The organism is Streptomyces sp. NPDC104106, from assembly GCF_055584345.1.
The window spans coordinates 82274-108453 of record NZ_JBVJMF010000009.1 but is presented as its reverse complement, the minus strand read 5'-3'; the positions used below and the strand labels follow the sequence as shown (position 1 = coordinate 108453).

General features: G+C 72.8%; 20 protein-coding genes, 1 tRNA gene and 1 pseudogene. 7 read left to right on the top strand and 15 right to left on the bottom strand.

Annotation, left to right across the window (positions count from 1 at the left end; genetic code table 11):
- Nucleotides 1-339 precede the first annotated feature (339 nt).
- Nucleotides 340-1485 carry a 4-hydroxyphenylpyruvate dioxygenase gene (hppD, locus tag ACZ60X_RS22120; RefSeq protein WP_469600976.1) on the bottom strand — a complete coding sequence of 382 codons (1146 nt, stop codon included), beginning with the start codon at nucleotides 1483-1485 and terminating at the stop codon, nucleotides 340-342.
- Between the two features lie 122 nt (nucleotides 1486-1607).
- Between hppD and ACZ60X_RS22115 the strand changes: the two genes are divergently transcribed.
- From ACZ60X_RS22115 to ACZ60X_RS22095, 5 genes are read left to right on the top strand one after another with little or no spacing between them, the layout of a single operon-like run.
- On the top strand, nucleotides 1608-2087 hold the full coding sequence (locus ACZ60X_RS22115) for an Lrp/AsnC family transcriptional regulator (RefSeq protein WP_469600973.1): 480 nt from the start codon (nucleotides 1608-1610) through the stop codon (nucleotides 2085-2087).
- 20 nt (nucleotides 2088-2107) lie between these two features.
- Nucleotides 2108-2755 (top strand): ABC transporter permease, encoded by a 648-nt coding sequence (locus tag ACZ60X_RS22110; protein ID WP_469600971.1) that lies wholly within the window; start codon nucleotides 2108-2110, stop codon nucleotides 2753-2755.
- A complete protein-coding gene (locus ACZ60X_RS22105; protein ID WP_469600968.1) occupies nucleotides 2748-4025 on the top strand; it encodes a betaine/proline/choline family ABC transporter ATP-binding protein in 1278 nt (425 codons plus the stop codon). The genes ACZ60X_RS22110 and ACZ60X_RS22105 overlap by 8 nt, the downstream gene beginning before the upstream one ends.
- Complete coding sequence (locus tag ACZ60X_RS22100) at nucleotides 4022-4882, top strand: ABC transporter permease (protein WP_469600965.1); 861 nt, start codon at nucleotides 4022-4024, stop codon at nucleotides 4880-4882. The genes ACZ60X_RS22105 and ACZ60X_RS22100 overlap by 4 nt, the downstream gene beginning before the upstream one ends.
- Nucleotides 4883-4941: 59 nt before the next feature.
- Nucleotides 4942-5904, top strand: a complete 963-nt coding sequence (locus ACZ60X_RS22095; RefSeq protein WP_469600962.1) for a glycine betaine ABC transporter substrate-binding protein — start codon at nucleotides 4942-4944, stop codon at nucleotides 5902-5904.
- Nucleotides 5905-5943: 39 nt separating this feature from the next.
- Here the strand turns inward: ACZ60X_RS22095 and ACZ60X_RS22090 are convergent, their stop codons facing one another.
- The 4 genes from ACZ60X_RS22090 to ACZ60X_RS22075 all read right to left on the bottom strand — a co-directional run bounded on the left by ACZ60X_RS22090 (nucleotide 5944) and on the right by ACZ60X_RS22075 (nucleotide 11672).
- Nucleotides 5944-6735: a S16 family serine protease gene (locus ACZ60X_RS22090; RefSeq protein ID WP_469600960.1), complete on the bottom strand. Its 792-nt coding sequence runs from the start codon at nucleotides 6733-6735 to the stop codon at nucleotides 5944-5946.
- Nucleotides 6736-7229: 494 nt separating this feature from the next.
- Nucleotides 7230-7871, bottom strand: coding sequence for an IclR family transcriptional regulator (locus ACZ60X_RS22085; protein WP_469600956.1), 642 nt, complete (start codon nucleotides 7869-7871; stop codon nucleotides 7230-7232).
- Between the two features lie 363 nt (nucleotides 7872-8234).
- Entirely contained in the window at nucleotides 8235-10031 is a 1797-nt protein-coding gene (locus ACZ60X_RS22080; protein ID WP_469600953.1) for a DEAD/DEAH box helicase, read from the bottom strand.
- A 201-nt stretch (nucleotides 10032-10232) separates the two neighbouring features.
- Entirely contained in the window at nucleotides 10233-11672 is a 1440-nt protein-coding gene (locus ACZ60X_RS22075) for an MFS transporter (protein ID WP_469600950.1), read from the bottom strand.
- A 173-nt stretch (nucleotides 11673-11845) separates the two neighbouring features.
- On the opposite strand from ACZ60X_RS22075, the gene ACZ60X_RS22070 reads away from it, so the two are divergent.
- Nucleotides 11846-11917, top strand: a tRNA-Cys gene (locus ACZ60X_RS22070).
- Nucleotides 11918-11935: 18 nt separating this feature from the next.
- Here ACZ60X_RS22070 and ACZ60X_RS22065 read toward each other — a convergent pair.
- The 8 genes and pseudogenes from ACZ60X_RS22065 to ACZ60X_RS22030 form a co-directional block, all read right to left on the bottom strand.
- Nucleotides 11936-13096 (bottom strand): SUKH-4 family immunity protein, encoded by a 1161-nt coding sequence (locus ACZ60X_RS22065; protein WP_469600948.1) that lies wholly within the window; start codon nucleotides 13094-13096, stop codon nucleotides 11936-11938.
- A gap of 112 nt (nucleotides 13097-13208) precedes the next feature.
- Nucleotides 13209-13710 (bottom strand): annotated as a pseudogene (locus ACZ60X_RS22060) (AAA family ATPase).
- A 47-nt stretch (nucleotides 13711-13757) separates the two neighbouring features.
- Entirely contained in the window at nucleotides 13758-16067 is a 2310-nt protein-coding gene (locus ACZ60X_RS22055) for a xanthine dehydrogenase family protein molybdopterin-binding subunit (protein WP_469600947.1), read from the bottom strand.
- Nucleotides 16064-18172 (bottom strand): (2Fe-2S)-binding protein, encoded by a 2109-nt coding sequence (locus ACZ60X_RS22050; protein ID WP_469600944.1) that lies wholly within the window; start codon nucleotides 18170-18172, stop codon nucleotides 16064-16066. Before ACZ60X_RS22050 ends, ACZ60X_RS22055 begins: the two co-directional genes overlap by 4 nt.
- The gene (locus tag ACZ60X_RS22045; protein WP_469600941.1) at nucleotides 18169-19062 is read right to left on the bottom strand and encodes an FAD binding domain-containing protein; all 894 of its coding nucleotides are present in this window, start codon (nucleotides 19060-19062) and stop codon (nucleotides 18169-18171) included. The genes ACZ60X_RS22050 and ACZ60X_RS22045 overlap by 4 nt, the downstream gene beginning before the upstream one ends.
- A gap of 298 nt (nucleotides 19063-19360) precedes the next feature.
- Nucleotides 19361-21013, bottom strand: coding sequence for a beta-N-acetylhexosaminidase (locus ACZ60X_RS22040; protein ID WP_469600938.1), 1653 nt, complete (start codon nucleotides 21011-21013; stop codon nucleotides 19361-19363).
- A gap of 186 nt (nucleotides 21014-21199) precedes the next feature.
- Entirely contained in the window at nucleotides 21200-21481 is a 282-nt protein-coding gene (locus ACZ60X_RS22035) for a DUF3039 domain-containing protein (protein WP_031159440.1), read from the bottom strand.
- 29 nt (nucleotides 21482-21510) lie between these two features.
- Nucleotides 21511-22083 (bottom strand): YqgE/AlgH family protein, encoded by a 573-nt coding sequence (locus ACZ60X_RS22030; protein WP_469600935.1) that lies wholly within the window; start codon nucleotides 22081-22083, stop codon nucleotides 21511-21513.
- A 278-nt stretch (nucleotides 22084-22361) separates the two neighbouring features.
- On the opposite strand from ACZ60X_RS22030, the gene murA reads away from it, so the two are divergent.
- Nucleotides 22362-23702, top strand: coding sequence for a UDP-N-acetylglucosamine 1-carboxyvinyltransferase (gene murA / locus ACZ60X_RS22025; RefSeq protein WP_469600932.1), 1341 nt, complete (start codon nucleotides 22362-22364; stop codon nucleotides 23700-23702).
- Nucleotides 23703-23832: 130 nt separating this feature from the next.
- Here murA and ACZ60X_RS22020 read toward each other — a convergent pair whose 3' ends face one another.
- Both ACZ60X_RS22020 and ACZ60X_RS22015 read right to left on the bottom strand, forming a co-directional pair.
- Nucleotides 23833-24114 carry an HU family DNA-binding protein gene (locus ACZ60X_RS22020; protein ID WP_023550134.1) on the bottom strand — a complete coding sequence of 94 codons (282 nt, stop codon included), beginning with the start codon at nucleotides 24112-24114 and terminating at the stop codon, nucleotides 23833-23835.
- Between the two features lie 400 nt (nucleotides 24115-24514).
- Nucleotides 24515-25930 (bottom strand): NAD-dependent malic enzyme, encoded by a 1416-nt coding sequence (locus ACZ60X_RS22015; protein WP_469600929.1) that lies wholly within the window; start codon nucleotides 25928-25930, stop codon nucleotides 24515-24517.
- Nucleotides 25931-26180 lie beyond the last annotated feature (250 nt).

Genomic DNA, 26180 nt, shown 5'->3' with positions numbered 1-26180 from the left:
GCGGGCGGGGCCGCTGCGGGCGCGGTGCTGACACCGCTGCCGCGCCAGGCCCCGCGGCCCCCGGTGGCCCGGCCGCCCGCCGCCGGTCCGCAGGCGAAGGGCGTCGGCCGCGCCGGGCTCGGGGGTGCCGGCCGCGCTGCCGCGGCCGGCGGCGCTGACCGGGCGGCAGGAGCGGCGGGTGCGGGCGCGGCCGGGGGACGCGCGGGCGTGGGCGGTGCTGGGCGGCGCCCACGCCCGATGCGCGACCCACCGCCGGGCGTGCGCCGGCGGCACGGGCGGCGCTGCGGGCGCTGGGCGACCCTCCCGGGGAGGCGCCGCCCAGCTTGAGCACAGGGGCGGCTACAGGTTGCCCCGCTTCTCCTGCTCGCGCTCGATGGCCTCGAACAGGGCCTTGAAGTTGCCCTTGCCGAAGCCCATGGAGCCGTGCCGCTCGATGATCTCGAAGAAGACGGTCGGGCGGTCCTGGACCGGCTTGGTGAAGATCTGCAGCAGATAGCCGTCCTCGTCGCGGTCGGCGAGGATCTTCAGCTCGCGCAGGGTGTCGACCGGCACGCGGGTGTCGCCGACCCACTCGCCGAGGGTGTCGTAGTAGGAGTTTGGGGTGTCGAGGAACTCGACGCCGGCGGCGCGCATGGTGCGCACGGTCTGCACGATGTCGCCGGTGTTCAGCGCGATGTGCTGGACGCCGGGGCCGCCGTAGAACTCCAGATACTCGTCGATCTGGGACTTCTTCTTGGCGATCGCGGGCTCGTTGAGCGGGAACTTCACCTTCAGGGTGCCGTCCGCGACGACCTTCGACATCAGCGCGCTGTACTCGGTGGCGATGTCGTCGCCCACGAACTCCTTCATGTTGGTGAAGCCCATGACGTTGTTGTAGAACGCCACCCACTCGTCCATCCTGCCGAGTTCGACGTTGCCCACGCAGTGGTCGATGGCCTGGAAGGTGCGCTGGGCGGGCTGCTCGACGATCGGCTCGGCGGCGGTGTAGCCGGGCAGGTAGGGGCCGTCGTAGCCGGTGCGCTGGACGAGGGTGTGGCGGGTCTCGCCGTAGGTCGCGATCGCGGCGAGGACGACGGTGCCGTGCTCGTCCTTGACCTCGTAGGGCTCGGCGAGGGAGCGGGCGCCGTGCTGGACGGCGTAGGCGTGGGCGGCGCGGGCGTCGGGGACCTCGATGGCCAGATCGATGACGCCGTCGCCGTGCTCGGCCACGTGCCGGTCGAGGAAGCGGCCCCAGTCGGTGCTCGCCTTGATGACCGAGGTGAACACGAACCGGGCGGAGCCGTTCTCCAGCACGTAACTGGCGGTCTCGCGGCTGCCGTTCTCCGGTCCGGAGTAGGCGACCAGCTTCATGCCGAAGGCGGTGGAGTAGTAGTGCGCCGCCTGCTTGGCGTTGCCCACGGCGAAGACGACCGCGTCCATTCCCTTGACCGGGAAGGGGTCGGCCTGCCGGGCGGTGTCGGGAGTGAGGTGTGTGGTCTGCGTCATAGCGGAAGGGTGGCCCCGCTCTGCAAGGTGCGCAATAGTTCTCGTATTCGCTGGGCAATCTGTACAGCAGTACGGCCGCTTCGGCGGGCTTTCTGTACAGGATGCTCATCCCTGGAGGTGCCGTGGCGATCGATCATCTGGACGGGCGGATCATCGTGCTGCTGGCGGAGGAGCCGCGCATCGGGGTGCTGGAGATGTCCCGGCGGCTCGGGGTGGCGCGCGGGACCGTGCAGGCGCGGCTGGACCGGCTTCAGTCGAACGGAGTCATCCGCGGATTCGGTCCGCAGGTGGATCCGGCGGCCCTCGGCTACCCGGTGACGGCCTTCGCCACGCTCCAGATCCGGCAGGGTCAAGGGCCCGATGTCCGCGCCCACTTGGGAGGCGTACCGGAGGTGCTGGAGCTGCTGACCACGACCGGCAGCGGGGACATGCTGTGCCGGCTGGTGGCCCGCTCGAACGCCGATCTTCAGCGGGTGATCGACCGCGTCGTCGGTTTTGATGGCATCGTCCGGGCCTCCACGGCGATCGTCATGGAGAACCCCGTTCCGCTGCGGATCATCCCGCTGGTGGAACAGGCGGCCCGGGACAGCGAAGCGACCTAGGCGGATGTCGGGGTGAGCGGGTGAACTTCTGGGAGTACCTGGGCAACCGTCACCAGCAGCTGCTCGCCGACGCCTACCAGCACGCCGGCGCGGTCTTCCAGTGCATGGTCCTCGCGACCGTCATCGGGGTGCTGATCGGGGTCGTCACCTACCGCACCGACTGGGCGGGCAACCTCGCCACCACCGCGACCTCCACCATCCTGACCGTTCCCTCCCTCGCCCTGATCGGTCTGCTCATCCCGGTCGTCGGGCTGGGCGTGCCACCGACGGTGACCGCGCTGACGCTGTACGGGCTGCTGCCGATCGTGCGCAACGCGATCGTGGGCCTGCGCGGGGTGGACCCGGCCCTGGTGGACGCGGCCCGGGGCATCGGCATGTCGCGGTCCATGCGGCTGCTGCGGGTGGAGCTGCCGCTGGCCTGGCCGCCGATCCTGACCGGGATCCGGGTCTCCACGCAGATGCTGATGGGCATCGCCGCGATCGCCGCCTACGCCTCCGGCCCCGGGCTCGGCAACGAGATCTTCCGCGGGCTCGCCTCCCTGGGCAGCAGGAACGCGCTGAACCAGGTGCTCGCGGGCACGCTCGGGATCATCATCCTCGCGCTCCTGTTCGACGCCGCGTACGTCCTGATCGGGCGGCTGACCATTCCCAGGGGGATCCGTGACTGAGACCCCCACCCGCGAGGGCCCCGGCGCGCAGACCCCCGCCCGCGAGAGCCACGGCGCCTCGATCGAGCTGGAGAACCTGACCAAGCGCTACCCGGGCAGCGCCCAGCCGGCCGTGGACAACGTGAGCATGGAGATCAAGGCGGGCGAGACGGTCATCTTCGTCGGCCCGTCCGGCTGCGGGAAGTCCACGACGCTCAAGATGATCAACCGGCTGATCGAGCCGACCAGTGGCCGCATCCGCATCGGCGGCGAGGACGTCACCGACATCGACGCGGTGAGGCTGCGCCGCAAGGTCGGGTACGCCATCCAGTCGGCCGGGCTCTTCCCGCACATGACCGTCGCCCAGAACATCGCCCTCGTCCCCAGGATGATCGGCTGGAAGAAGGCGCGGATCCGCTCCCGCGTCGAGGAACTGCTCGACCTCGTGGGGCTCGACCCGGGCGAGTTCCACGACCGCTATCCGCGCAGGCTCTCCGGCGGCCAGCAGCAACGCGTGGGCGTGGCGCGGGCGCTGGCGGCCGACCCGCCGGTGCTGCTGATGGACGAGCCGTTCGGCGCGGTCGACCCGATCACCCGTGACCACCTTCAGGACGAGCTGATCCGGCTCCAGCGCGAGCTGCACAAGACGATCGTGTTCGTCACCCACGACTTCGACGAGGCGATCAAACTGGGCGACCGGATCGCCGTCCTGCGCGAACGCTCGCACATCGCGCAGTTCGACACCCCGGAGGCGATCCTCACCAACCCGGCCGACGACTTCGTCTCCGGTTTCGTCGGCGCCGGCGCGGCCCTGAAGCGGCTGAACCTGACCCGGGTGCGGGACGTGGAGATGCGGGACTACCCGACGGTGACCGTGGACACCCCGCTGCAGCAGATCTTCGGGCATCTGCGCGGCAGCGGCACCAGCGAGATCCTGCTGCTCGACAAGCGGCGCCGCCCCTACAAGTGGCTGCGCCGCGGCGACCTGATGCGGGCCAAGGGCTCGCTGGCCCGCGCGGGCACGCTCGTGCACGACACGGTGACCCGGGACGCGACCCTGCGCGACGCGCTGGAAGCGGTGCTCACCGACAACGCGGGCCGGGTCGCGGTGACCGGGCGGCGCGGCGAGTACATCGGCGTGGTCGACATGGAGACGCTCATGAACTCCGTGCACGAACTGCTGGAGGCGGACCGGCTGGACGCCATGGAGCACCAGCACGACCTGGAGGAGGCCCGCGCCCGGCAGACCCATCTGGAGCAGGAGGGCCCCGGAGGGGTGACGAAGGCATGAGCACCTCTTCCGGCCCGGACGTACGCCCCGACGGCGAACACGAGGTCAGGGGGCTCGCCTTCCGCGACGAGGGCGAGGCCGAGCAGGAGGCCCCGCGTCCGGCGCAGCGCCCGCCCGCGCGCCGGGTGACCTGGCAGCGGCTGACGGTCCTGCCGGCGTTCCTCGTCGCCGTACTGCTCGCGACCTGGCTGTGGTTCCGGCAGGCGCGGCTCGACACGATCTCGAAGAACGCCCTGTCGAACGGCCAGGTCTCCAAGGCGCTGTGGCAGCACGTGGAGCTGACGGTGGTCTCCACGTTCTTCGTGCTGGTCATCGCGATCCCGGCAGGCGTCGTGCTCACCCGGCGGGCCTTGCGCCGGGTCACCCCGGTGGCGGTGGCCTTCGCCAACACGGGCCAGGCGACGCCCGCCATCGGTCTGCTGGCCCTGCTGGTCATCTGGCTGGGCACGGGGACGCGTGCCCCGCTGATCGGCATCATCGTCTACGCGATCCTGCCGGTGCTGGCCAACACGATCGCCGGCCTGCGGGCCAACGACCCGACGCTGCTGGAGGCGGCCCGCGGCATCGGCATGTCCCCGCTCGGCGTGCTGGCCCGGGTCGAACTCCCGCTGGCGGTCCCCCTGATCCTCGCGGGCGTCAGGACCGCCCTCGTACTGAACGTCGGCACGGCGGCCCTGGCGACCTTCGGCGGGGGCGGCGGCCTGGGCGTGCTGATCACCACCGGCATCACCACCCAGCGTATGCCGGTGCTGGTGCTGGGCTCGGTCCTCACCGTGGCGCTCGCCCTGCTCGTGGACTGGCTGGCCTCGCTGGCCGAGGTGCTGCTGCGGCCGCGCGGCCTGGAGGCGGGGACGTGAGAACGGCGGGCGCGGACGTGGGAGCGGGGGGTGCCGGCAGCGGAGGAGGAGGCGCAGGCATGAGAGGGCGTACGTGCCTGGCACTGGCGGCGCTGCTCACGGCGCTGGCCGCCGGCTGCGGCCTGACCAGCGGCTCCCCCATGGTCGACGACGTGGCGCCGGGCGCGATCGGCACGGGCGAGCCGCTCAAGGGCGCCCATCTCACCGTCACCTCCAAGGAGTTCACCGAGCAGCTGGTCCTCGGCGCCATCATGGGGATCGCCTTCCAGGCGGCCGGCGCGGACGTGCTGGACCGCACCGGCATCCAGGGCTCGATCGGCTCGCGGGAGGCGGTCAGGGGCGGCACGGCGGACGCGCAGTACGAGTACACGGGCACCGGCTGGATCACGTACCTCGGCCACAGCCGGCCGATCCCCGACCCCCACCAGCAGTGGCAGGCGGTGCGCGACGCCGACCTCAGGAACGGCCTGACCTGGCTGCCGCCCGCGCGGCTGAACAACACCTACGCCCTCGCCATGAACCAGGCCGGCTTCAGGAAGTACGGCACGAAGACCCTCTCCGACGTGGCGGCCCTCGCGGCGAAGGACCCCGGCGCGGTCACCCTGTGCGTGGAGAGCGAGTTCGCCAACCGCGCCGACGGACTGCCCGGCCTGGAGAAGGCGTACGGCATGCGGATCCCGGCGGGGAACGTCACGCAGATGGACACCGGGATCGTCTACACCCAGGTGGCCAAGGGCAAGTGCACTTACGGGGAGGTGTTCACCACCGACGGGCGGATCAAGTCGATGAACCTCGCGGTGATGACGGACGACCGGAAGTTCTTCCCCGACTACAACGCCGCCCCGGTGATCAACAGCGAGGTCCTGCGGAAGTGGCCGGCCATCGCGAGCGTCATCGGACCCGTCACCGACAGGCTGGACAACTCGGTCGCGCGGATGCTGAACGCCAGGGTGGACGTGGACGGCCAGGACCCGCACCAGGTGGCGCTGGACTGGATGCGGCAGCAGGGGTTCGTGAAGTAGGGGCCGCGTGGCGGCTGTCCGGTACGCCCCGGGGCCCGGTCAGCAGCCGGGGACGGAACCCCTGCCGCTCTCCAGGGCCTTCAGGGAGTTCACCGCGCTGCTCAGCGTGGTGACGGGGACCAGCTTCAGGCCCTTCGGCAGGTCGGCCCGGGCGTCGCTGCACTCGGCCTTCGGCACCAGGAAGACGGTGGCGCCGTCACGGCGGGCGGCCTGTGTCTTCAGAGCCACCCCGCCGACCGCGCCGACCGTGCCGTCGGCGTCGATCGTGCCGGTACCGGCGATGGTGCGGCCGCCGGTGAGGTCACCGCCGTTGCCGTCGCCCCGCAGCTTGTCGACGATCCCCAGCGTGAACAGCAGGCCCGCGCTCGGGCCGCCCACGTCGGCGAGCTTCAGTGTGACCCTGACCTTGTCGGCGCTCAGCCGCAGGTACTTCAGCGCCGCCTGGGTCGCCGCGTCCTGGGACTGCTGCATCTGCGCCTGGTTGTGCTGCTCGATCTCCTTGACGGTGCCACCACTGGGGTACACGGCGTCGCGCGGCATCACGGCCCGGTCCGTGCGGAACCAGCCGTCCACCACGTCCGCCAGGGACACCGGGGCGTCCGGAGCGGTCGCCACGATGGTCACCATCCGCAACTGCCCGCTGGTCCTGCGGACCTGCGCCCCCGAGACGGTGATCACCTCGGCCCCCTTGTTCTCACCCAGCACATTCGCCGTCGGCCCCGGCTGCGCCACGGAGAACGGCAACGGCGCGAACACCGCCGTGGCGGCCAGCGCCACGACGGGCACGGCGCAGACGGCTACGGCCTGGGGACGTGTGAGACGTGAGAGCACGGACTCAATCTAACGTGACCGCCACGGGCGCCATACGTCACGTGCCCCAGGCGACGTCCGGAACAGGCCGGTACGCGGCAGGCCTGCCGCGCTGGTCGCGGCGGCGGCGTCCGGTGCGGGCCTCCCGGCGGTACGGCACCGGTCTCCCACGCGGGGCACGGCAGGGGCGACGGACAGGCACGGCGACGGCGGGGCCCCTGCGGGCGCCCTTGCGTCACGTGCTCAAGGCGGCGTACGGAGCGGACCTCCCGGCGGTACGGCCCGCGGACGCGGCCGGTACGCCCGGCGGGGGTGGCGATGGCGTCCTGTGGGGGCCGGAGGGGTGAGGTCGGCGGATGCGGGGGGTACGCCCCGCGGACGCGGCAGGTGCGGCCGGCGGTCACCACGCGTACGGCCCGCGGACGCGGCCGGTACGCCCGGCGGCCGCCGGGCCAGCGGGCACGACGACGCGGGCGGCACGTGCGACGGCGTGGCAGGCAGCGCGCGGCCACGGCTCAGCGCAGCGCTTCCGCCACCTCCCGGGCCGCTTCCACGACCCTCGCTCCCACCCGCTCCGGTACGGAGTCGGCCAGCATCACCACGCCCACACTGCCCTCGACCCCGGTGACCCCGACGAGCGGCGCGGCGGCGCCGCTGGCCCCGGCCTCCAGCTCCCCGTGCGTCAGCGTGTATCCGGGATCGGCCGCGGGCGACTGCCGGGCGGCCAGAATGGCCCTCCCCGCCGCCCCGCGGTCCAGCGGGTGCCGGAAACCGGCCCGGTACGCCACGTGATAGTCCGTCCACGTCGGCTCGACCACGGCGACGGCCAGCGCCTCGGCCCCGTCCACCAGCGTCAGATGAGCCGTCGCCCCGATGTCCTCGGCGAGCGAGCGCAACGCGGGCAACGCCGCCTCCCGGACCAGCGGGTGGACCTGCCGGCCGAGCCGCAGCACCCCGAGGCCCACCCGGGCCCGCCCGCCGAGGTCGCGCCGGACGAGCGCGTGCTGTTCGAGCGTGGCGAGCAACCGGTACACAACGGTGCGGTTCACGCCCAGTTTCGTGGACAACTCGGTCACGGTCAGCCCGTGGTCGGTGTCGGCCAGCAGCTTCAGGACACGCAGTCCTCGGTCGAGCGTCTGGGAGGTCTCCGCGGTCACGACGCCCACTCCTTCGGTGGTGAGGCCGGCGGGCCCCTGAGCGGCGGATGCGTGGCCGAGTCCCGTCGGCGACGCGTTCAGAGGCCGCCGATCGGCAGAACGGCTCCGGCGGCTCCGGGCCAGGGTCGCTTCACGGCTGCGCTCCGCGGCGACGCTGCCACGGGGCGTGTGCGTAGCGGGACAGTAGCGAAGGCAGTTCGCTGAGCGGAAGCCTTCGTCCAGAATCCGGGCAAGGGCAGATCCGGCCTGCCTGCATTCGTCCGGATACGCACGGGGCGCCGCACAGCGCCGACACAGCCGACCGGGACCAGGGGGAGCGGGTGGGCGGGTCGGCGGAAGGACGCGGCCGACCCCAGCGGAGCGTCACCGCATGCGCGTCGCCCACTCCTGCACCTTCGCGATCCGCTGCTTGAGCTGCCCCGCCGTCGCCTCCGCGCTCGGCGGCCCCCCGCACACCCGCCGCAGCTCGGTGTGGATCACCCCGTGCGGCTTGCCGCTCTGGTGGACGTACGCGCTGACCAGCGTGTTCAGCCGCTTGCGCAGCTCCATCATCTCCTTGTGGGAGACCACGGGACGCCGCTCGGCGGGCAGCTCCAGCAGATCCGCCTCGGTGTCCGGCTTCTTCTTGCTGTGCGCGATCTGCCGGGCCTGCCGCTTCTGGAGCAGCAGCTGCACCTGGTCGGGTTCGAGCAGCCCCGGGATGCCGAGGTAGTCCTGCTCCTCCTCGCTGCCCGGGTGCGCCTGCATACCGAACTCGGCGCCGTCGTAGAGGACCCGGTCGAAGACGGCCTCGGACTCCAGCGCCTCGAAGGAGAACTGCTCCTGCTCGCCGGTGTCCTCGTCCTGCTGCTTGTTCGCCTCCTCCATCTCCTTCTCGGATTCGGCGTACGGGTCCTCCTCGCCCTCCTTCTTCGGCTTGTCGAGGGCGTGGTCCCGCTCCTTCTCCATCTCGCCCGCGAAGGTCAGCAGGTCGGGCACGGTCGGCAGGAACACGGACGCGGTCTCGCCCCGCCGCCGGGACCGTACGAAGCGCCCGACGGCCTGCGCGAAGAAGAGAGGAGTGGAGATGGTCGTGGCGTAGACCCCCACCGCGAGCCGCGGCACGTCCACGCCCTCGGACACCATCCGGACCGCGACCATCCACCGGTCGTTGCCCTCGCTGAACTCGTCGATCCGCTTCGAGGCCCCGGCGTCGTCGGACAGCACGAGCGTGGCCTTCGTCCCGGTGATCTCGCGGATCAGCTTGGCGTAGGCGCGGGCGGAGTCCTGGTCGGAGGCGATGACGAGGGCGCCGGCGTCCGGGATGGCCTTCCTGACCTCGGTCAGCCGCTGGTCGGCGGCGCGCAGCACGCTCGGCATCCACTCGCCGCGCGGGTCCAGCGCCGTGCGCCAGGCCTGGCTGACCGCGTCCTTGGTCATCGGCTCGCCGAGCCGCGCGGCGATCTCGTCACCCGCCTTCGTACGCCAGCGCATGTTGCCGCTGTAGGAGAGGAAGATGACCGGGCGCACGACATGGTCGGCGAGGGCGTTGCCGTAGCCGTAGGTGTAGTCGGCGGCCGAGCGCCGGATACCGTCCGGCCCCTCCTCGTACGTCACGAAGGGGATCGGGTTGGTGTCCGAGCGGAACGGCGTACCCGTCAGCGCCAGGCGCCGGGTGGCCGGCTCGAAGGCCTCCAGGCACGCCTCGCCCCAGGACTTGGAGTCACCGGCGTGGTGGATCTCGTCGAGGATGACGAGGGTCTTGCGCTGCTCGACGCGGTTGCGGTGCAGCATGGGCCGGACGCCGACACCGGCGTAGGTGACGGCGACCCCGTCGTACTCGCGGCCCAGCGGTCCGGCGCTGTACTCGGGGTCGAGCTTGATCCCTATCCGGGCCGCGGCCTCGGCCCACTGCTTCTTCAGGTGCTCGGTCGGTGCGACCACGGTCACCTGCTGCACGACGTGGTGGTGCAGCAGCCAGGAGGCGAGCGTCAGCGCGAAGGTCGTCTTGCCGGCGCCGGGCGTGGCGACGGCGAGGAAGTCGCGCGGCTGCTCCTGTACGTACTTCTCCATCGCCCCCTGCTGCCAGGCACGCAGCTTGCTGGCGGTACCCCAGGGGGCCCGGCCGGGGAAGGCGGGCGAGAGGTGGTGGGACGTCGCGGAGGAAGCGGAAGCAGACATAGGGGTGGACCCGGAGGGTCCTCCGTTGAGGGTGGTGGCGGGTGACGGGCGGGCAGTAGTCACGGTCTCCGTTTTTGTGGGGCTCGGGCTCGGCTACGTATGACAACCGGGCCACCCTACCGGCGCCGCCCCGCCGTCAACGCCCGGACGAGGCCGGGTCAGCCGTGGGTGGGACCCACGTCACAGCGGCGGTGATCGCCGTCAGCTGCGCAGCCGCCGGATCACCCACGCCCCCACCAGCGCGACCCCCGCCATCGGCAGGAAGACGGCCGCGAAGGCGAGGGGGCGGGTGCCGTCGGCGGTGGCGGCCGCGCCGGCCGCCGTGCTGCCGCCGCCCAGGGCCGCGAAGGCGGCGCCGGTGGCGGCGAGGAGGACGACGTTGGACAGGGCGTCGGAGATCTGGAGCGCCGCGGAGTTGGCGCCGGCCTCCTCGGGGGCGGACAGCCGCAGCAGGAGCACGCTGGTGGAGGAGATCACCAGGCCCATGCCGAGGCTGCCGAAGGCCCAGGCGACGGCGGCGATCCACACGGGCACGGCGGGCTGGAGCACGCTGGGCGCGGTGACGACGGCGCCGGCGACCAGCAGCATCCCGAGGGTCATCAGCCGCTCCCGGTACGGCGCCATGCGCGGGCGGGACTGGACGAACGAACCCAGCGCCCAGGTCGGGCCGCCCGCCGCCAGCGAGAACCCGGCGAGCGTCGGCGACAGCCCGCGCTGGGTGACGAGCATCAGCGGCACGAAGGACTCGGCGACGATGAAGGATCCGGCGGACAGCCCGCGCAGCAGCACGACGGAGGGCAGTCCGCGGGCGGCCCGGAAGGTGCCGCGCGGGAGCAGGCCGAGGACGGCGGGCACGAGCAGGGCGGCCCCGGCCAGTGCGGGCAGTACGGCGAGGGGCCGCGGGTCCTGGGCGGCGTACTGGAGGAGTCCGGCGCCCAGGGAGATGCCGAGGGCGAGGCGGATGCGCCGCCGGTCGAAGGAGCCGGTACCGGGCCCGGTCCGGACCGGGCCGGACGCCCGGCGCCGTATCTGCGGCAGGGCGAGGACGAGCGGGAGGACGACGAGGACGGGGATGCCGAGGAAGACCCAGCGCCAGCCGAGGTGTTCGGTGACAGCGCCGGAGGCGAGGGGACCGACGATGGAGGGCACCACCCAGCCGGCCGCGAAGGCCGCCATGATCGCGGGCCGCAGCCGCTCGGGGTAGGCGCGGCCCACGACGACGTACAGCGCGACGATGACCAGCCCGCCGCCGAGTCCCTGCACCGCCCGCCCGAGGATGAACACCCACATGGTCCGGGCGGTGCCGGCGATGACGAGCCCGGCGGCGAAGCCCGCGATGCCGGTGCTCAGCGGGCCGAGGGGGCCGCGCCGGTCGGACCACTGGCCGGAGAGCACCATGCCGAAGAGGCTGGTGGTGAAGTACCCGGAGAACGCGAACGCGTACAGCGCCACTCCGTCCAGCTCCCGCGCCGCCACCGGCATCGCGGTGCCGACGGCGGTCGCCTCGAACGCGATCAGCAGCACGACGGAGACGATCCCGACGCTCAGCGACCGGTACGCCCCGCTCAGCACACCTTCGTGATCGGCTTCTGCGTCGGCTGCGGTCACGACGTCGGCGTCGCGGGGCTCCAGGGCGGTCATGCCCGACAGCGTAAGTCCCGCAAGCCCCCTTTGCCCCTGTCGGAAGCCCGGTCCCACCTGGGACCTCGGTCGTACACCCCCGTTTCGTGAACGCGGTGTGGCAGTCGCATTGCAGCCCCGCCGCACCTCTTGAGCCCCTCACCTGCCGCCCGTAGGTTCAATCCCACGAACAAGGCCGTGTGCCCGAGTGGTTGAGGGGCTCGCCTGCAAAGCGAGTTACGTGGGTTCGATTCCCGCCACGGCCTCTGCGCGGGCGGGGTGTGTCAGAGCACTCCGCCCGCTTCGTCCTGGAACAGTTCCGTCCAGTAGTGCCAGTCCGTGTCCGCGGACGTGCCCGTGGGGTCGACGGTCGACAGGGTGTGGATCATGGCCGCGGCCAGGTCGTCGTAGGCGAGCGTCGTCAGTTCGTCGTGCAGGTGGCGGTGGATGGTGCGCTCGTGGTGCAGCAGCCAGAGGGTGAAGGCGAGCGTGGAGACGTCCGTGTTCAGGGGGTGGAGCGTGGCGTCCGGCTCGCTGAACTGCAGGACCGCGCCCGTTCTGCCGTCGACCAGCAGGCTGGTGTCCTCCAGCAGGTAGCCGAGTCGGATCAAGTGGTCGGCGTGGGCGGGGAGTTCGTCCAGGGGGAACTCGCCCGGGCGCTCCTGCGTGAAGTGCTCGCGCAGGGTCGGCAGGGGGACGTCCGTGTCGCTATGGAAGAGGACCGCCTGCTCCGGCAGTCCCGTCTCGCGCAGGAAGCGCCGGGTCGGCTCGTGCGTGAGCGTCGGGGGGAAGTCGACCTCCTCGAAGCGGGTCACGCGGCCGGGCCCGAACTCCTCGTCCAGGACGCGCGCGGGGACGTCCAGGGTGAGGCCGGACGCCGTGCCGGGGCCGGCGACGAGGGCGAGCGGGCGGATCAGGGCAGCCACCTTCCAGTACGGCGGGATCTCGCCGTCCGCGCCCTCCTCGAAGAGGGACAGCAGGCGGCGCGTCGCCTCGGCGGCCGTCTCGGGGCCGTACCGCCCGGCCAGGGACGCGAACCGGCCGCGCAGGCCCGCCAGTTCCTCGGTGACGGCGGCGAAGCTCAGGAGCGTGGCGAGGGAGGGCGCGAAGGGGCGGGCGTCGGCGGGGTCGAAGAGGTAGGCCGTGGTCAGCTCGCCCGTGGCGCCGTCGAGCAGGATGGACTCGCGCTCCATGCCGGCCGGGGTGAGCAGTTCGCCTATCACCAGGCGGGCCCGCAGCTCCTCCGCCAGGCGGAAGGGTGCCTCCGTGGCGTCGCCCAGCGTGCGCAGGCCGTGCGTGCGCAGCGGGGAGAAGGTCAGCAGATCGGTGTCCACGGGCAGTCCGGCGCCGGCGAGCAGGCCGCGCGTCGGTGCGTGTGTGACGTAGCGGTCAAGCTCCGCCTCGGTCAGCGTGATCGCCGTAACCCCGGTGTCGGTCGTGCTCATCGCTCCCCCGCGATCTTCCCCGTGCCCCGCCATGCGTCCGCGGGAGCCGTTGCCCCCACTGCTTGCGCAGCCTACGCCGCCCCACTGACAACGCCCCTCGCCCGCCAAGACGTCAGGCGACGCGCGCACGTTGCACGCCGGCGAGGCTCGCCGCGACCGTCTCCTGCGGCGTCCACCGGGAGGTGTCCAGCCACAGGCCGATGCGCGGGGTGCGCCGGCGCAGTTCCTCGTCGAGGGCGGCCACCGTCCACGCTGCGCCGCCGTAGCCCGTCTTCGGCCGCCCGGCCTCGCGGGCCGCGACCGTCTCCGCGTCCGGGGCGAGGACGACGACGTGCAGGGGGCGGGTGCGGATCAGGCCGGTGCACGTCCGCAGGTGCTCGCCGAGCAGCACGTCCTGCACCACCGCCGTGAAGCCCGCCTCGGCGTACGCGTCCGCCGTGGCCGCCGACAGCCGGTGGCGCAGGCGCAGTTGGGCGGCCGCCTGCGCCGGCCCCCGGTGTGTACTCCGCGCGGCCCGTCACGATCATCCGGCGGAAGGCGTCGCCCCGGGCGTGCGCCGCGCGCGGCAGCCGCTCGGCGAGGAGCTGCGCCACCGTCGACTTGCCGGCCGCCATCACCCCCGTGACGATCGACCATCCCGTCGATCACGCGGAGCGGCCGCTCACCGGTCCGTCACCACCGCCGCCTGGGGGCGGATCGGGAGGCGGTTGACCGGGCGGCCCGTCGCCGCGCGCACGGCCGAGGCGATCGCGGCCGGTGCCGTCACGACCGGGACCGCGCTGACCGACTTGGCGCCGAAGGGCGCGACCACGTCGCGTTCCTCGACCAGTTTCACGATCTGGACGTCCGGCACGTCCAGCGCCGTCGGCAGGGCGTATCCGGTCAGGTCGGGGTGGCGGACCAGTCCGCGCGGGGTGCGCAGGTTCTCCGTGAGCGCGATGCCGACGCCCTGGGTGACACCCGCCTCGATACGGGCCGCCAGTTGCGCGGGGTTGAGGATCCGGCCGACGTCCTGGGCGACCGCCAGCTCCACCACCCGCACCGAGCCCAGCTCGATGTCGACGTCCACCACCGCGCGGATCGCGCAGAAGGCCAGCCCGACGAACGCGTCGCCCTGGCCGGAGGCGTTCAGCGGCTCGGTGGGATGCGGGCGGCACTGCGCCGTGGCCCACAGCTCCTTGCCCTCCATCGCCTCCGTGACGGTGGTCGACAGCACGCCGTCGTAGGAGGTGATCTTGCCGTCGGTGATCTGCAGCAGCTCCGTCGACATGCCGAACTTGTGGGCCAGCGGTTGCAGGAGCTGGGTGCGGACCATCTTCGCCGCGCGCTCCACCGCGCCGCCCGACACCCAGGTGTGCCGGCCCCGGCAGCCCGCGCCGGCCGGCGGCTGGTCGGTGTCGACCGGGGCCACGTGGACTTCCTCGATGCCGAGGGTCTCCTGGACGATCTGGCGGGCGAGGGTGGTGAAGCCCTGGCCCGTCTCCACGGCCGCGCACAGGACCGTGGCCACGCCGTCGTGGACCTTCACCGTCGCCGTGGACACCTCGTCGGCGCCCTCGGCGCCCAGCATGTGCACCATGCCCAGGCCGTAGCCGACGCCCCGGCGCACCGCGCCCGGTTCGCCCGCGCCCTCGGGGCCGCCGGGCAGCAGCCAGTCCTCCTCGGGCGTGTCCTTGGGCAGCGCCGGCAGGGGGAAGTCCCGTACGGCCTGCAGGAGTTCGGCCACCGGCGCCGGGCAGGTCACCGTCTGGCCGATCGGGAGGACGTCCCCGGTCGCGAGCGCGTTGCGCAGGCGCAGCTCGGCCGGGTCCACGCCCAGCTTCTTCGCCAGCTTGTCCATCTGGGCCTCGTAGGCCGCGCACACCTGCATCGCACCCTCGCCGCGCACATGGCCGGAGGGCGGGTTGTTCGTGCGGACGGCCCAGCCCTCGATGAAGGCGTTCGGGACGACGTACGGGCCGCACGCGAAGGAGACGGCGGCGGCCAGCGCGTCGGCGGAGGTGTCGGCGTACGCGCCGGCGTCCAGCAGGATCTGCGCCTCCACCTTCACCAGCTTGCCCTCGCCGTCCGCGTGGTGGCGGTAGCGCAGCAGGGTGGGGTGGCGGTGGGCGTGGCCGAGGAAGGACTCCTCGCGCGTGGCCGTCAGTTTCACCGGGCAGCCGGTCTTCAGGGCGAGCAGGCCGAGCGGCAGCTGGAAGCCCTGGTCCTCGCGGTCGGCGGTGGCGCCGGGCACCCCGGTGACGACGATCTTCACCCGATCGGGGGACAGCCCGTAGCAGGCGGCGGCGGAGTTGCGGTCGGTGTGCGGGTCGGTGGACCCGACGTACAGCTCCACCCCGCCGTCCGGGCGGGGCACGGCCAGCCCGGCCTCGGCGCCGATGGGGGCCGGGTCCTGGCGCCCGATGCGGTACAGGCCCTCGACCACGATCTCGCCGACCGCCTCCGGGTCGCCGTGGTGCAGCGGGATGTGCCGGATCAGGTTGCCGTCGGGGTGCAGGGGTTCGGCCTCGAAGGCCTGCTCCGGGTCGGTGACGGGATCGAGCAGCTCGTACTCGACGATGACGGCGGCGGCGGCCATCCGGGCGGTGTCGGGGTGGTCGGCGGCGACGGCGGCGATGGGCTCGCCGTGGTGCCGTACCAGCTCGGAGGCGAACACCGGGCGGTCCGGGGTGCCCCGGCCGTGGCTGGGGGTGCCGGGCACGTCCTCGTGGGTGATGACCGCGCGGACGCCGGGCATCTCGCGCGCGTGCGTGGTGTCGATGTTCACGATGCGCGCGTGCGCGTGCGGGGAGCGCAGTACGGCCGCCCACAGCAGGCCCTCGGCCCACAGGTCGGCGGCGTACGGGAACGTGCCCTCGGTCTTCGCGCGCGCGTCGGCGTGCGTCAGCGACGCGCCGATGCCGTGCGGCGGCTGCTCGGGCTCGGGAGCGGGTTCGGCTGCGGTGGTCGCCATGGCGGCCTCGTTGCTCACACCTGGCCTCCGTCCTGGCCGTAGTGCTGGTCGTGCGGTCCCGGTGCGCCGTGGCCGCCCTGGGTGTCGTACGGGCCGGGCGTGCCGTAGGCGTCCGGCGTGTCGCCGTAGCCGTCGTAGGGGCCGTGTGCGTCGTGGGCGTCACGGCCGGCGTGACCGGTCCGCGGCGGGTCGAACGCGCCGGGCGCCTCGAACGCCGACGGGTGGACGCCGCCGGCGCCGGGGCCCGCCTGGTGCGGGATGCGTGCCTCGTCCGCGCCCGTCCCGGCGTCGGCGGTGTGCGACGCCTCGCGTTCGGCGACGACTTCCTGGACGGCCCGCAGGACGCCCCGGTAGCCGGAGCAGCGGCACAGGTTGCCGCACAGCGCCTGGCGGGTCTCCAGCTCGTTCGGCGCGGGGTTGCCCTCCAGCAGGTCGTGCACGGTCATCGCCATGCCCGGCACGCAGAAGCCGCACTGCACGGCGCCGCACCGGGCGAGCGCGCGCTGCACGTCGGAGGGCTGCCCGTCGACGGCGAGGCCCTCCACGGTGCGCACCTCGCTGCCGGCCGCGGTGACCGCCGGGACCAGGCAGGAGGCGACCAGCCGGCCGTCGACCTGGACGTTGCAGGCCCCGCACTCGCCCTGCGAGCAGCCGTCCTTGGCGCCCGCGAGGCCGAGCCGCTCGCGCAGCACGTACAGCAGCGACTCGCCGATCCAGGCGTCGGTGACGGGGCGGTCGGAGCCGTTGACGCGCAGGACGTACGAGGCGAGGGGGTGGTCGTCGGCGGGCGGGAGCGGCGCGGCGTGCTCCTCGGCGAGGGCCGCCTCGCGCGCGGGCGCGTGCTCCGCACGGTCGTCACCGGCGGGCTCCTCGGCGCCCGCGCCGGGCGTGTCGTCGGTCGCCGCCGCGGCGGCTCCGGGGGCGTCGGCGGAGGGCGCCGCCGCGACGGCGGCCTCGTCCCGCGCCGCGCCGCGCTCCTCGGCCGCTGCCGCCCCGGTCGCTGCGTCCGCGTCCTGGGAGGGCGCGGCGGCGGTCGCTTCCGCGGCGGCGACGGCCGTGGCGGGCGTTGTCGGGGCCTGCGGGGTCCCGGCCGGGATCGTGGGCTCCTCGTGGCCCGCGGGGCCCGTGGCGGGGCCCTCAGGGGCTTTCGCGGGGGCGTGGCCGTCGTGGCCGTCACGGCTGTCCACGGCCATGTCCGCGGCGGCCTCCGGACCGGCCTGCGGCGCCACGGCTCCTGCGGGGGCGGGGACTTGGGCGGGCCCGGCGGATTCGGCGGCAGCGGCGGCCTCGGCGAAGCCGGTGAACTCGCCGGTGTGACCGGCGTCCACGTACCCGGTGTCCACCCGTTCGGGCCGCTCCCGCTGTTCGGGCTCGGCGTGTTCGGTGTGCTCGGCCTGTTCGTGGCCGAACCGCTCGTCCGCTCCGTACCGCCCGTCCGGCCCGTACTGCTCTGCCGCGTACGCCCGCGCCTGCTCCCCCGCGTACGGGTGCGTCGGCGGGCCGCCCGCCGGGTGCGCGCCGGTGTGGTCCGGCAACGGGTGGGCGGCCGGGGGCTGCTGGTCCTCGGGGCGGTGGTCCCAGGGGCGGCCGGTGTCCTGGGTCGCCCAGGGTGCGGGCGCGCCGCCGGGCAGGGTGGCCGGCGGGGTGCCGCCCCACTGCTCGACGAGGGACGATGTGGTGAACTCGCCCGATTCGTCCGGAAGATCACCGCTCGCGACCGGGATGGACCACTGCCCGGTGACGTCATGTCCGGGGCCGGCCGGGGCGGCGGGCTCCTCGAAGGTCCACTGCTGGGTGGCGGCCGGCTCGTAGGTGAACCGGTCGTCCGCGCCCGGCACCGGCGGCACGGCGTTCGGGTCGGGCCACTCGGTGCCGCCCGCGGGCGCGGCCCAGGCGCCGGGCGCGGCGGGGTCGCCGGTGTCGGGGGCGACCGCTATCCGCGGCGGCACGTAGCCGTGACCCGGCGCGGCCAGCGGGCTGTCGCCGTTCAGCAGGGCGTCGATGCCGCCCTCGGGGAGCTTGACGAAGGCCGTGGCGCCGTCGTCGTAGTCGCCCTGGGGCAGCGGGTCCCAGCGGCCGCCGCCGTGGGGCGCGCCCTCTCCGTGCTGGTCGTCGGCGGTCACGACAGCGCCCTCCCCAGTGCTCGTCGGGCCAGCGCGGCGACGGTGCGCCGCAGGTGCAGTACGGCGGGCGGAAGCGCCGGCACGGAGCCGTCGGGCTCCGGCGCCGGGTCCGGGATGCAGGCCGCGGCGACGTACTCGCCGAAGGCGCCCAGGGCCTCGGGCACGAGGGCGCGGTCGTTGTCCCAGTCGATGAGCTGCGCGATCCACTGCTCGGCCTCCAGCGGCCTGAGCGGCATCGGCGCTATGGCACCGACGGCGCACCGCACTCCGCGCCGGGCGGGGTCGAGGACGAGGGCCACGGAGGCCAGCGCGCGGCCGGGGCCGGTGCGTCCGGTCGCCTTCAGGAAGACCTGCGGCGCGTGCAGCAGCGGTACGCGCACGTAGCCGATGAGTTCGCCGCCGCGCAGCATCTCCATGCCGGCCAGGAGGTGCGACACCGGGATCTCCCGGCGGGCGCCGCCCGGGCCCGCGATGATCAGCGTCGCCTCCAGGGCGGCCAGTACCGGCAGCGCGTCCCCGGTGGGCGCGGCCGAGGCGATGTTGCCGCCCAGCGTGCCCGCGTTGCGGATGTGCGGCGGGCCGGCCGCGCGTGCGGCGGCGGCGAGCGCCGGGATCAGGGCCGCGAAGTCGGGGCGGCCCATCCGCGCGTGCGTGAGGCCCGCGCCGAGCAGTGCGTGGCCGTCCTGGTACTGCCAGCCGCGGATCTCGCTGATCCGCCCGAGGCCCACCAGGGCGGCGGGCCTGAGCTGGCCGGAGTTGACGGCGGCCATGAGGTCGGTGCCGCCCGCGACGGGCACGGCGGCGGGCACGGCGCCGAGGGCCGCCACCGCCTCGTCCAGCGTCGTGGGCAGCGTGACGGCCTGCGCCGCCTGCGGTGCGTGCGTGGTCAAACCGGCTGCCCCTTCCCGCTGCCCCACCTGGTCCCACCTGTGTGGCCGTACCGTACGTGCTCACAGGGCGGACGTGGCAACTCTGGCACATCTTCGCAAGGGCCGAACGCGGGGGTCCACTAGCAGGCACTAGGAGGCATTCGCCCATCTCATCCCTGAGATGGGGGGTTTTCGCACGGCATCACCGGTGAGCTCCGATTGACACTCTTCGGTGACTCTTGGCGTGTTCTTCACCGCGCGTTCGGAGTTGTCGGCCGTGCCGGACCTTCACGGGTGCGGGGGCGTGCGCGCCGGGTCTTCACCTGAGCGGCGGCGGCCCGTCGAGCGGGCGGCCGGGGACGCCGGGGCGCTGCTGCCACGGCTTGGGGCCCGTGGGCGGCCGGTACGCGACCCCGAGCGCGTCAAGTCGCCCGTAGTGGGCGGCCATCCGGCGCTCGAAGCCGGCGAAGTCCCGCCGCGCGGGGTCGGGCAGCGGGCTCCAGGCCACCTCGGCGAAGGCGGCGAGCCGGGGGAAGGCCTGGTAGTCCACGCGCGCGGTGTCCTCCAGCACCTCGGTCCAGACGTTGGCCTGGGTGCCCAGCACATGCCGGGCCTCGGCCTCGGTGAGCCCGTCCGGGACGGGTTCAAACCGGTAGACGTCCTCCAGGGTGCGCACGAACCCGATCGGCACCGGCTCGTCCTCGCCCGGCGCCTGGCGGTGGTCCAGGTAGACGTACTGCTCGGGGCACATGACGACGTCGTGGCCGGCCCGCGCGGCCGCGATCCCGCCGCCGTAACCGCGCCAGGAGGACACCGCGGCGCCCTTCGCCAGGCCGCCCTCCAGGATCTCGTCCCAGCCGATGAGCCGCCGCCCGCGCGCGGAGAGCCACGCGTCGAAGTGCCCGATGAACCACGACTGCAGGGCGTCCTCGTCGGCGAGTCCGAGATCCGCGATGCGGGTCTTCGCCGCGACCGATTCGGTCCATTGCTCCTTGCGGCATTCGTCGCCGCCGATGTGCACGAACGGCGAGAACGACGAGGGTCCCGCGGCGTCGGCCGGGAACAGTTCCAGGACTTCCTCGAAGACCCCCTCGAAGAACCGCAGGGTGGTGTCAGTGGGGGCGAGTACGTTGGCGGAGATCCCCCAGTTGTCCCAGACGGTGAGGGCGGTGGTGTCGATGACGTCGGTGTTGCCGAGTTCCGGGTACGCGGCGATGGCGGCCTGCGAATGGCCCGGTACGTCGATTTCCGGGACGACGGCGATATGCCGCTCGGCCGCGTAGGCGACGATCTCCCGGATGTCGTCCTGGGTGTAGTAGCCGCCGTGCGGCTTCTCCTCCCACAGCGGCGAGGCCCGGTGACCGAATTTCGACCGCGCCCGCCAGGAGGCGGTCTCGGTCAGTTTCGGATAACGCTTGATCTCGATGCGCCAGCCCTGGTCGTCGGTCAGATGGAAGTGGAAGACATTGAGTTTGTGCGCGGCCATCAGATCGAGATAGCGCAGCACGCCTTCCTTGGGCATGAAGTGCCGGGCGACGTCGAGCAGAAGACCGCGCCAGCGGAATCGCGGACCGTCCTCGACGGTGACGGCGGGCAGTTCCCAGGCCCGGCGCGGCCGCAGCGGCGCCCGGCGGAAGGCGTCGGCGCCGAGCAGCTGACGCAGGGTCTGGGCGCCCCAGAAGACACCGGCGGGGCTGCCGCCCTCGATGCGCAGGGGTTGCTTGTCGGTGACGAGGCGGTAGCCCTCGGGCGGCAGGCCGGGATCGACGGCCAGCACGATCCGGTTCGGGCGGCCCGGGTCCTCCGGGAACGGCAGGCCGGTCGCCGCGCCCAGGGCCGCGCGCAGCCAGCGCGCGGTGCCCTCCGCGCCCGGCAGCGTCTCGAGCGCCGTGCCGTCGTCCACGCGCGCGTGCCCGGACGCGCTGCGGACGGCGCTCGCCGGCGCGGGAATCACGTCAACCATGTCAGTCATGTACCGCTCCGCCCGTTGCGTCATGTGCAATGACTGTTTCGCCACGTACAACAGACTGGAGGCTAGGGACTGCGCGGGCGGCCCACAAGAGGTCTGGACCACCCCGGCCGCGCGTCCCGGCACACGAAAGCCCCCGGAGTGTGCCGCCGCGCACCCCGAGGGCCCCTTGAAACCGCAGGCGGGGGACTACTTCTTGTCGCCGCCCTTGTCGTCGCCGCCACTGCCCATGGACTCGTAGATCTCCTTGCACATGGGGCACACGGGGTACTTCTTCGGGTCGCGGCCCGGCACCCAGACCTTGCCGCACAGCGCCACGACGGGGGTCCCGTCGAGGGCGCTCGCCATGATCTTGTCCTTCTGGACGTAGTGGGCGAAGCGCTCGTGGTCGCCGTCGCCGTGGGACACCTGTGGCGTCGGCTCTACGAGGGTCCCCGTACCAGTCCCGCGCTCGGGCTCAAGAGTGCTCATATCAGCAAGAGTACTGAAGCGCACCCGCATCAGTTGAGCGAAGGGTCGTCCGGGTACGTGGCCACCATCGCCAGCTCGTTGCGCTGGCGGCGCAGCACCTCGCGCCACAGCCGCTCCGGGGCCGGCGAGGAGACGTCCCCGGGCTCGGACTCGACCACGTACCAGGCGCCCTCGACCAGCTCGTCCTCCAGCTGGCCGGGGCCCCAGCCCGCGTACCCGGCGAAGATCCGCAGGGAGCCGACGGCCGAGGCGAGCAGCTCCGGCGGGGCCTCCAGGTCGACCAGGCCGATCGCGCCGTGCACCCGCCGCCAGCCCAGCGGGGCGCGGTCGGCTCCCGCGCCGCCCGGGATGACCGCGACGCCGAGCGCCGAGTCCAGCGAGACGGGGCCGCCCTGGAACACCACCCCGGGCTCACCGGCGAGATCCGCCCAGCCCTCCAGGATGTCACCCACGCCCACCGGGGTGGGGCGGTTGAGGACGACACCGAGGGAGCCCTCCTCGTCGTGGTCGAGAAGGAGCACCACCGCACGGTCGAAGTTCGGGTCCGCCAGAGCGGGGGTTGCCACGAGCAGCCGCCCTGTGAGCGAGGACACCTCGGTCATGCCAGACATGATCCCGCATCTTCCCCCGGTGTGGGGAGCCGATGCGAGGCAATCGGGGCTGTGCAGCTCAGGGCGCGGGGATCCGGGCCCGGCGCACGGCTCCCGCGGTGACCCCATGTGCCCGATAGCGCACGGTTCGTGTTGTGACACAGCCATGACCCGGCTTGGGGGTCCTTTGGCTTACGAACGGGGGGTGATCGGCGACTACGCTGTCCCTCCCGGCCCGCGCGCAACAGTGACCGGCCGCCCCCTGCCCAACTCATCGGAACGCGAGATTCATGACCGTCAACGACGATGTCCTGCTTGTCCACGGCGGAACCCCGCTCGAGGGCGAGATCCGTGTCCGCGGTGCGAAGAACCTCGTGCCGAAGGCCATGGTCGCCGCCCTGCTGGGCAGCGGCCCCAGCCGACTGCGCAATGTTCCGGACATCCGAGACGTGCGCGTCGTGCGCGGCCTGCTCCAGCTGCACGGGGTGACGGTCCGTCCGGGCGACGAGCCCGGCGAACTGGTCCTCGACCCGACGCACGTCGAGAGCGCCAACGTGGCCGACATCGACGCCCACGCCGGTTCCAGCCGGATCCCGATCCTCTTCTGCGGCCCCCTGCTGCACCGCCTCGGCCACGCCTTCATCCCGGGCCTCGGCGGCTGCGACATCGGCGGCCGGCCCATCGACTTCCACTTCGACGTGCTGCGCCAGTTCGGCGCGAGCATCGAGAAGCGGGCCGACGGGCAGTACCTGGAGGCGCCGAAGGGCCTGCGCGGCACGAAGATCCGCCTGCCCTACCCGTCCGTGGGCGCGACGGAGCAGGTCCTGCTGACGGCCGTACTGGCCGAGGGCGTCACCGAGTTGTCCAACGCGGCCGTCGAGCCGGAGATCGAGGACCTCATCTGCGTGCTGCAGAAGATGGGCGCGATCATCGCGATGGACACCGACCGCACGATCCGCATCACCGGTGTGGACAAGCTCGGCGGCTACACCCACCGCGCCCTGCCGGACCGTCTGGAGGCCGCCTCCTGGGCGTCCGCGGCGCTCGCGACCAACGGCAACATCTACGTCCGCGGCGCCCAGCAGCGCTCGATGATGACGTTCCTGAACACCTACCGGAAGGTGGGCGGTGCCTTCGAGATCGACGACGAGGGCATCCGCTTCTGGCACCCCGGCAGCCAGTTGAAGTCCATCGCGCTGGAGACCGACGTACACCCCGGTTTCCAGACCGACTGGCAGCAGCCCCTGGTGGTGGCCCTCACCCAGGCGACGGGCCTGTCGATCATCCACGAGACGGTCTACGAGTCCCGCCTCGGCTTCACGTCGGCGCTGAACCAGATGGGCGCCCACATCCAGCTCTACCGCGAGTGCCTGGGCGGCTCCGACTGCCGCTTCGGCCAGCTCAACTTCCTGCACTCCGCGGTGGTGTCGGGCCCGACCAGGCTCCAGGGCGCCGACCTGGTCATCCCCGACCTGCGCGGCGGCTTCTCGTACCTCATCGCGGCCCTGGCCGCCGAGGGCACGTCCCGGGTCCACGGCATCGACCTGATCAACCGCGGCTACGAGAACTTCATGGACAAGCTGGTCGAGCTGGGAGCCAAGGTGGAGCTGCCCGGCAAGGCGCTGGGCTAGTCTTCGCGAACGCCAAGAAGGGCGGCCCCCCTCGACGGGGGCCGCCCTTTCGGCGTCTTCGAGTCACTCCACTGAAACGGCCACGCCACTGAAACGGCGCTCCCGTGGACCGGGGCTCGAAGCGGAGCGCTTACTTGCCCTTGGCCGCTTCCTTGAGCTTGCTGCCCGCGGTGACCTTCACGCTGTAGCCGGCGGGGATGTTGATCGGCTCGCCGGTCTGCGGGTTGCGCGCGGTACGAGCGGCACGGTGGGTGCGCTCGAAGGTCAGGAAGCCGGGGATGGTGACCTTCTCGTCGCCCTTGGCGACGATCTCGCCGACGGTCTCGGCGAACGCGGCCAGCACGGCGTCGGCGTCCTTGCGGGTCACCTCGGCGCGGTCGGCCAGCGCGGCCACCAGCTCACTGCGGTTCATGTTGTTACTCCCGTGTTTTTCTTGCCGTTGGGGTGTGCCGCGCGGCGATCCGCCCGAGGCACTGCGATGCCGATGCGCTCGCGCCCAGGGACGCATCCTGCCCCTACCTGCGGCGGGAAAGCCAATCCGGCACCCGTAGGAGTCGTGAGAACACCCTGGGGAGTCACACGAAAAGCGCCCGCTCGGCGTCACCCTAGAGTGCCCCCGGCATCGGCTGGATCCACGACGCGCCGGGCGGGCGCGGCCGTGGCGATCCTCACAGCCCCTGCACAGTACGACATGACGTCACCGGGCCGTCGCCCGGGCGTCACCCGGCGGGGCAGGGCGCAGCGGGCGCCGGGGCACTGCGGGGCGCCGCAGCGCCCCGGACCGGGCGCTCGCGAGGGGGCTCGGACGCCGCTCAGGCCGTCGCGCCGGCCGCCTTCGCCGCGTCGCGCACCGCGCCCGCCACGGCGCCCGCGACCTTGTCGTTGAAGACGCTCGGGATGATGTAGTTCGGGTTCAGCTCGTCCTGGCTGACCACGTCCGCGAGGGCCTTGGCGGCCGCGAGCATCATCTCGGTGTTGACGGTGCGGGACTGGGCGTCCAGCAGGCCGCGGAAGACGCCCGGGAAGACCAGCACGTTGTTGATCTGGTTCGGGAAGTCGGAGCGGCCGGTGGCCACGACGGCGGCCGTCTGGCGGGCGATCGCCGGGTCCACCTCGGGGTCGGGGTTCGCGAGCGCGAACACGATCGCGCCGTCGGCCATGGCGGCCACGTCGTCGCCGTCGAGGACGTTCGGGGCGGAGACGCCGATGAAGACGTCGGCGCCGCGCACGGCCTCCTTCAGGGTTCCGGTCAGGCCCTCGGGGTTGGTGTTGTCGGCGATCCAGCGCAGCGCGGACCCGGCCGGGGCGTCCACGAGGTCGGCGCGGCCGGCGTGCACGACACCGTGGATGTCGGCGACGACCGCGTTCTTCACGCCCGCGGCGAGCAGCAGCTTGAGGATGGCCGTACCGGCGGCGCCGGCGCCGGACATGACGACCCGGATGTTCTCGATCTCCTTGCCGGCGACCCGCAGGGCGTTGGTCAGGGCGGCGAGGACGACGATGGCGGTGCCGTGCTGGTCGTCGTGGAAGACGGGGATGTCGAGGGCCTCGCGCAGCCGGGCCTCGATCTCGAAGCAGCGCGGCGCGGAGATGTCCTCCAGGTTGATGCCGGCGAAGCCGGGGGCGATCGCTTTGACGATCTCCACGATCGCGTCGGTGTCCTGGGTGTCCAGGCAGATCGGCCAGGCGTCGATGCCGGCGAAGCGCTTGAAGAGGGCGGCCTTGCCCTCCATGACCGGCAGGGCGGCCTTCGGGCCGATGTTGCCGAGGCCGAGCACGGCGGAGCCGTCCGTCACGACCGCAACGGAGTTGCGCTTGATGGTGAGGCGGCGCGCGTCCTCGGGGTTCTGGGCGATCGCCATGCAGACGCGGGCCACACCCGGCGTGTAGACCATGGAGAGGTCGTCACGGTTGCGGATGGGGTGTTTGGACTGCATCTCGATCTTGCCGCCGAGGTGCATCAGGAACGTGCGGTCGGAGACTTTGCCGAGGGTGACGCCCTCGATGCCGCGCAGCTTCTCGACGATCTCCTCCGCGTGGGCCGTGGAGGTGGCCGCGATGGTGACGTCGATACGGAGCTTCTCGTGGCCGGACGCGGTGACGTCGAGGCCGGTCACCGAGCCTCCGGAGGACTCCACGGCGGTGGTGAGCTGCGAGACGGCGGTTCCGCTCGCGGGCACCTCCAGCCGGATGGTCATCGAGTAGGAGACGCTGGGCGCCGTTGCCATGGCCGACTTCCTCTGCTTTCACCGTGTCGCGAAGTTGTGCCGTCCGATCGTCGCACCTACCCCTGAGTACGTGGTAGTCGCCTCGGATTGCGGACGTTTTGTTCATGAGGAGAGCGTGGTTTCGGAAAACCGTTTCCACCATACGAGAAACGATCAGACAAAGAAAGAGACCCACGTCACGAAGGACGTGGGTCTCTCTCACACCTGCGACACCGACCCGCCATGCTCGCCTCGCGGCAAGTGGTCGCTC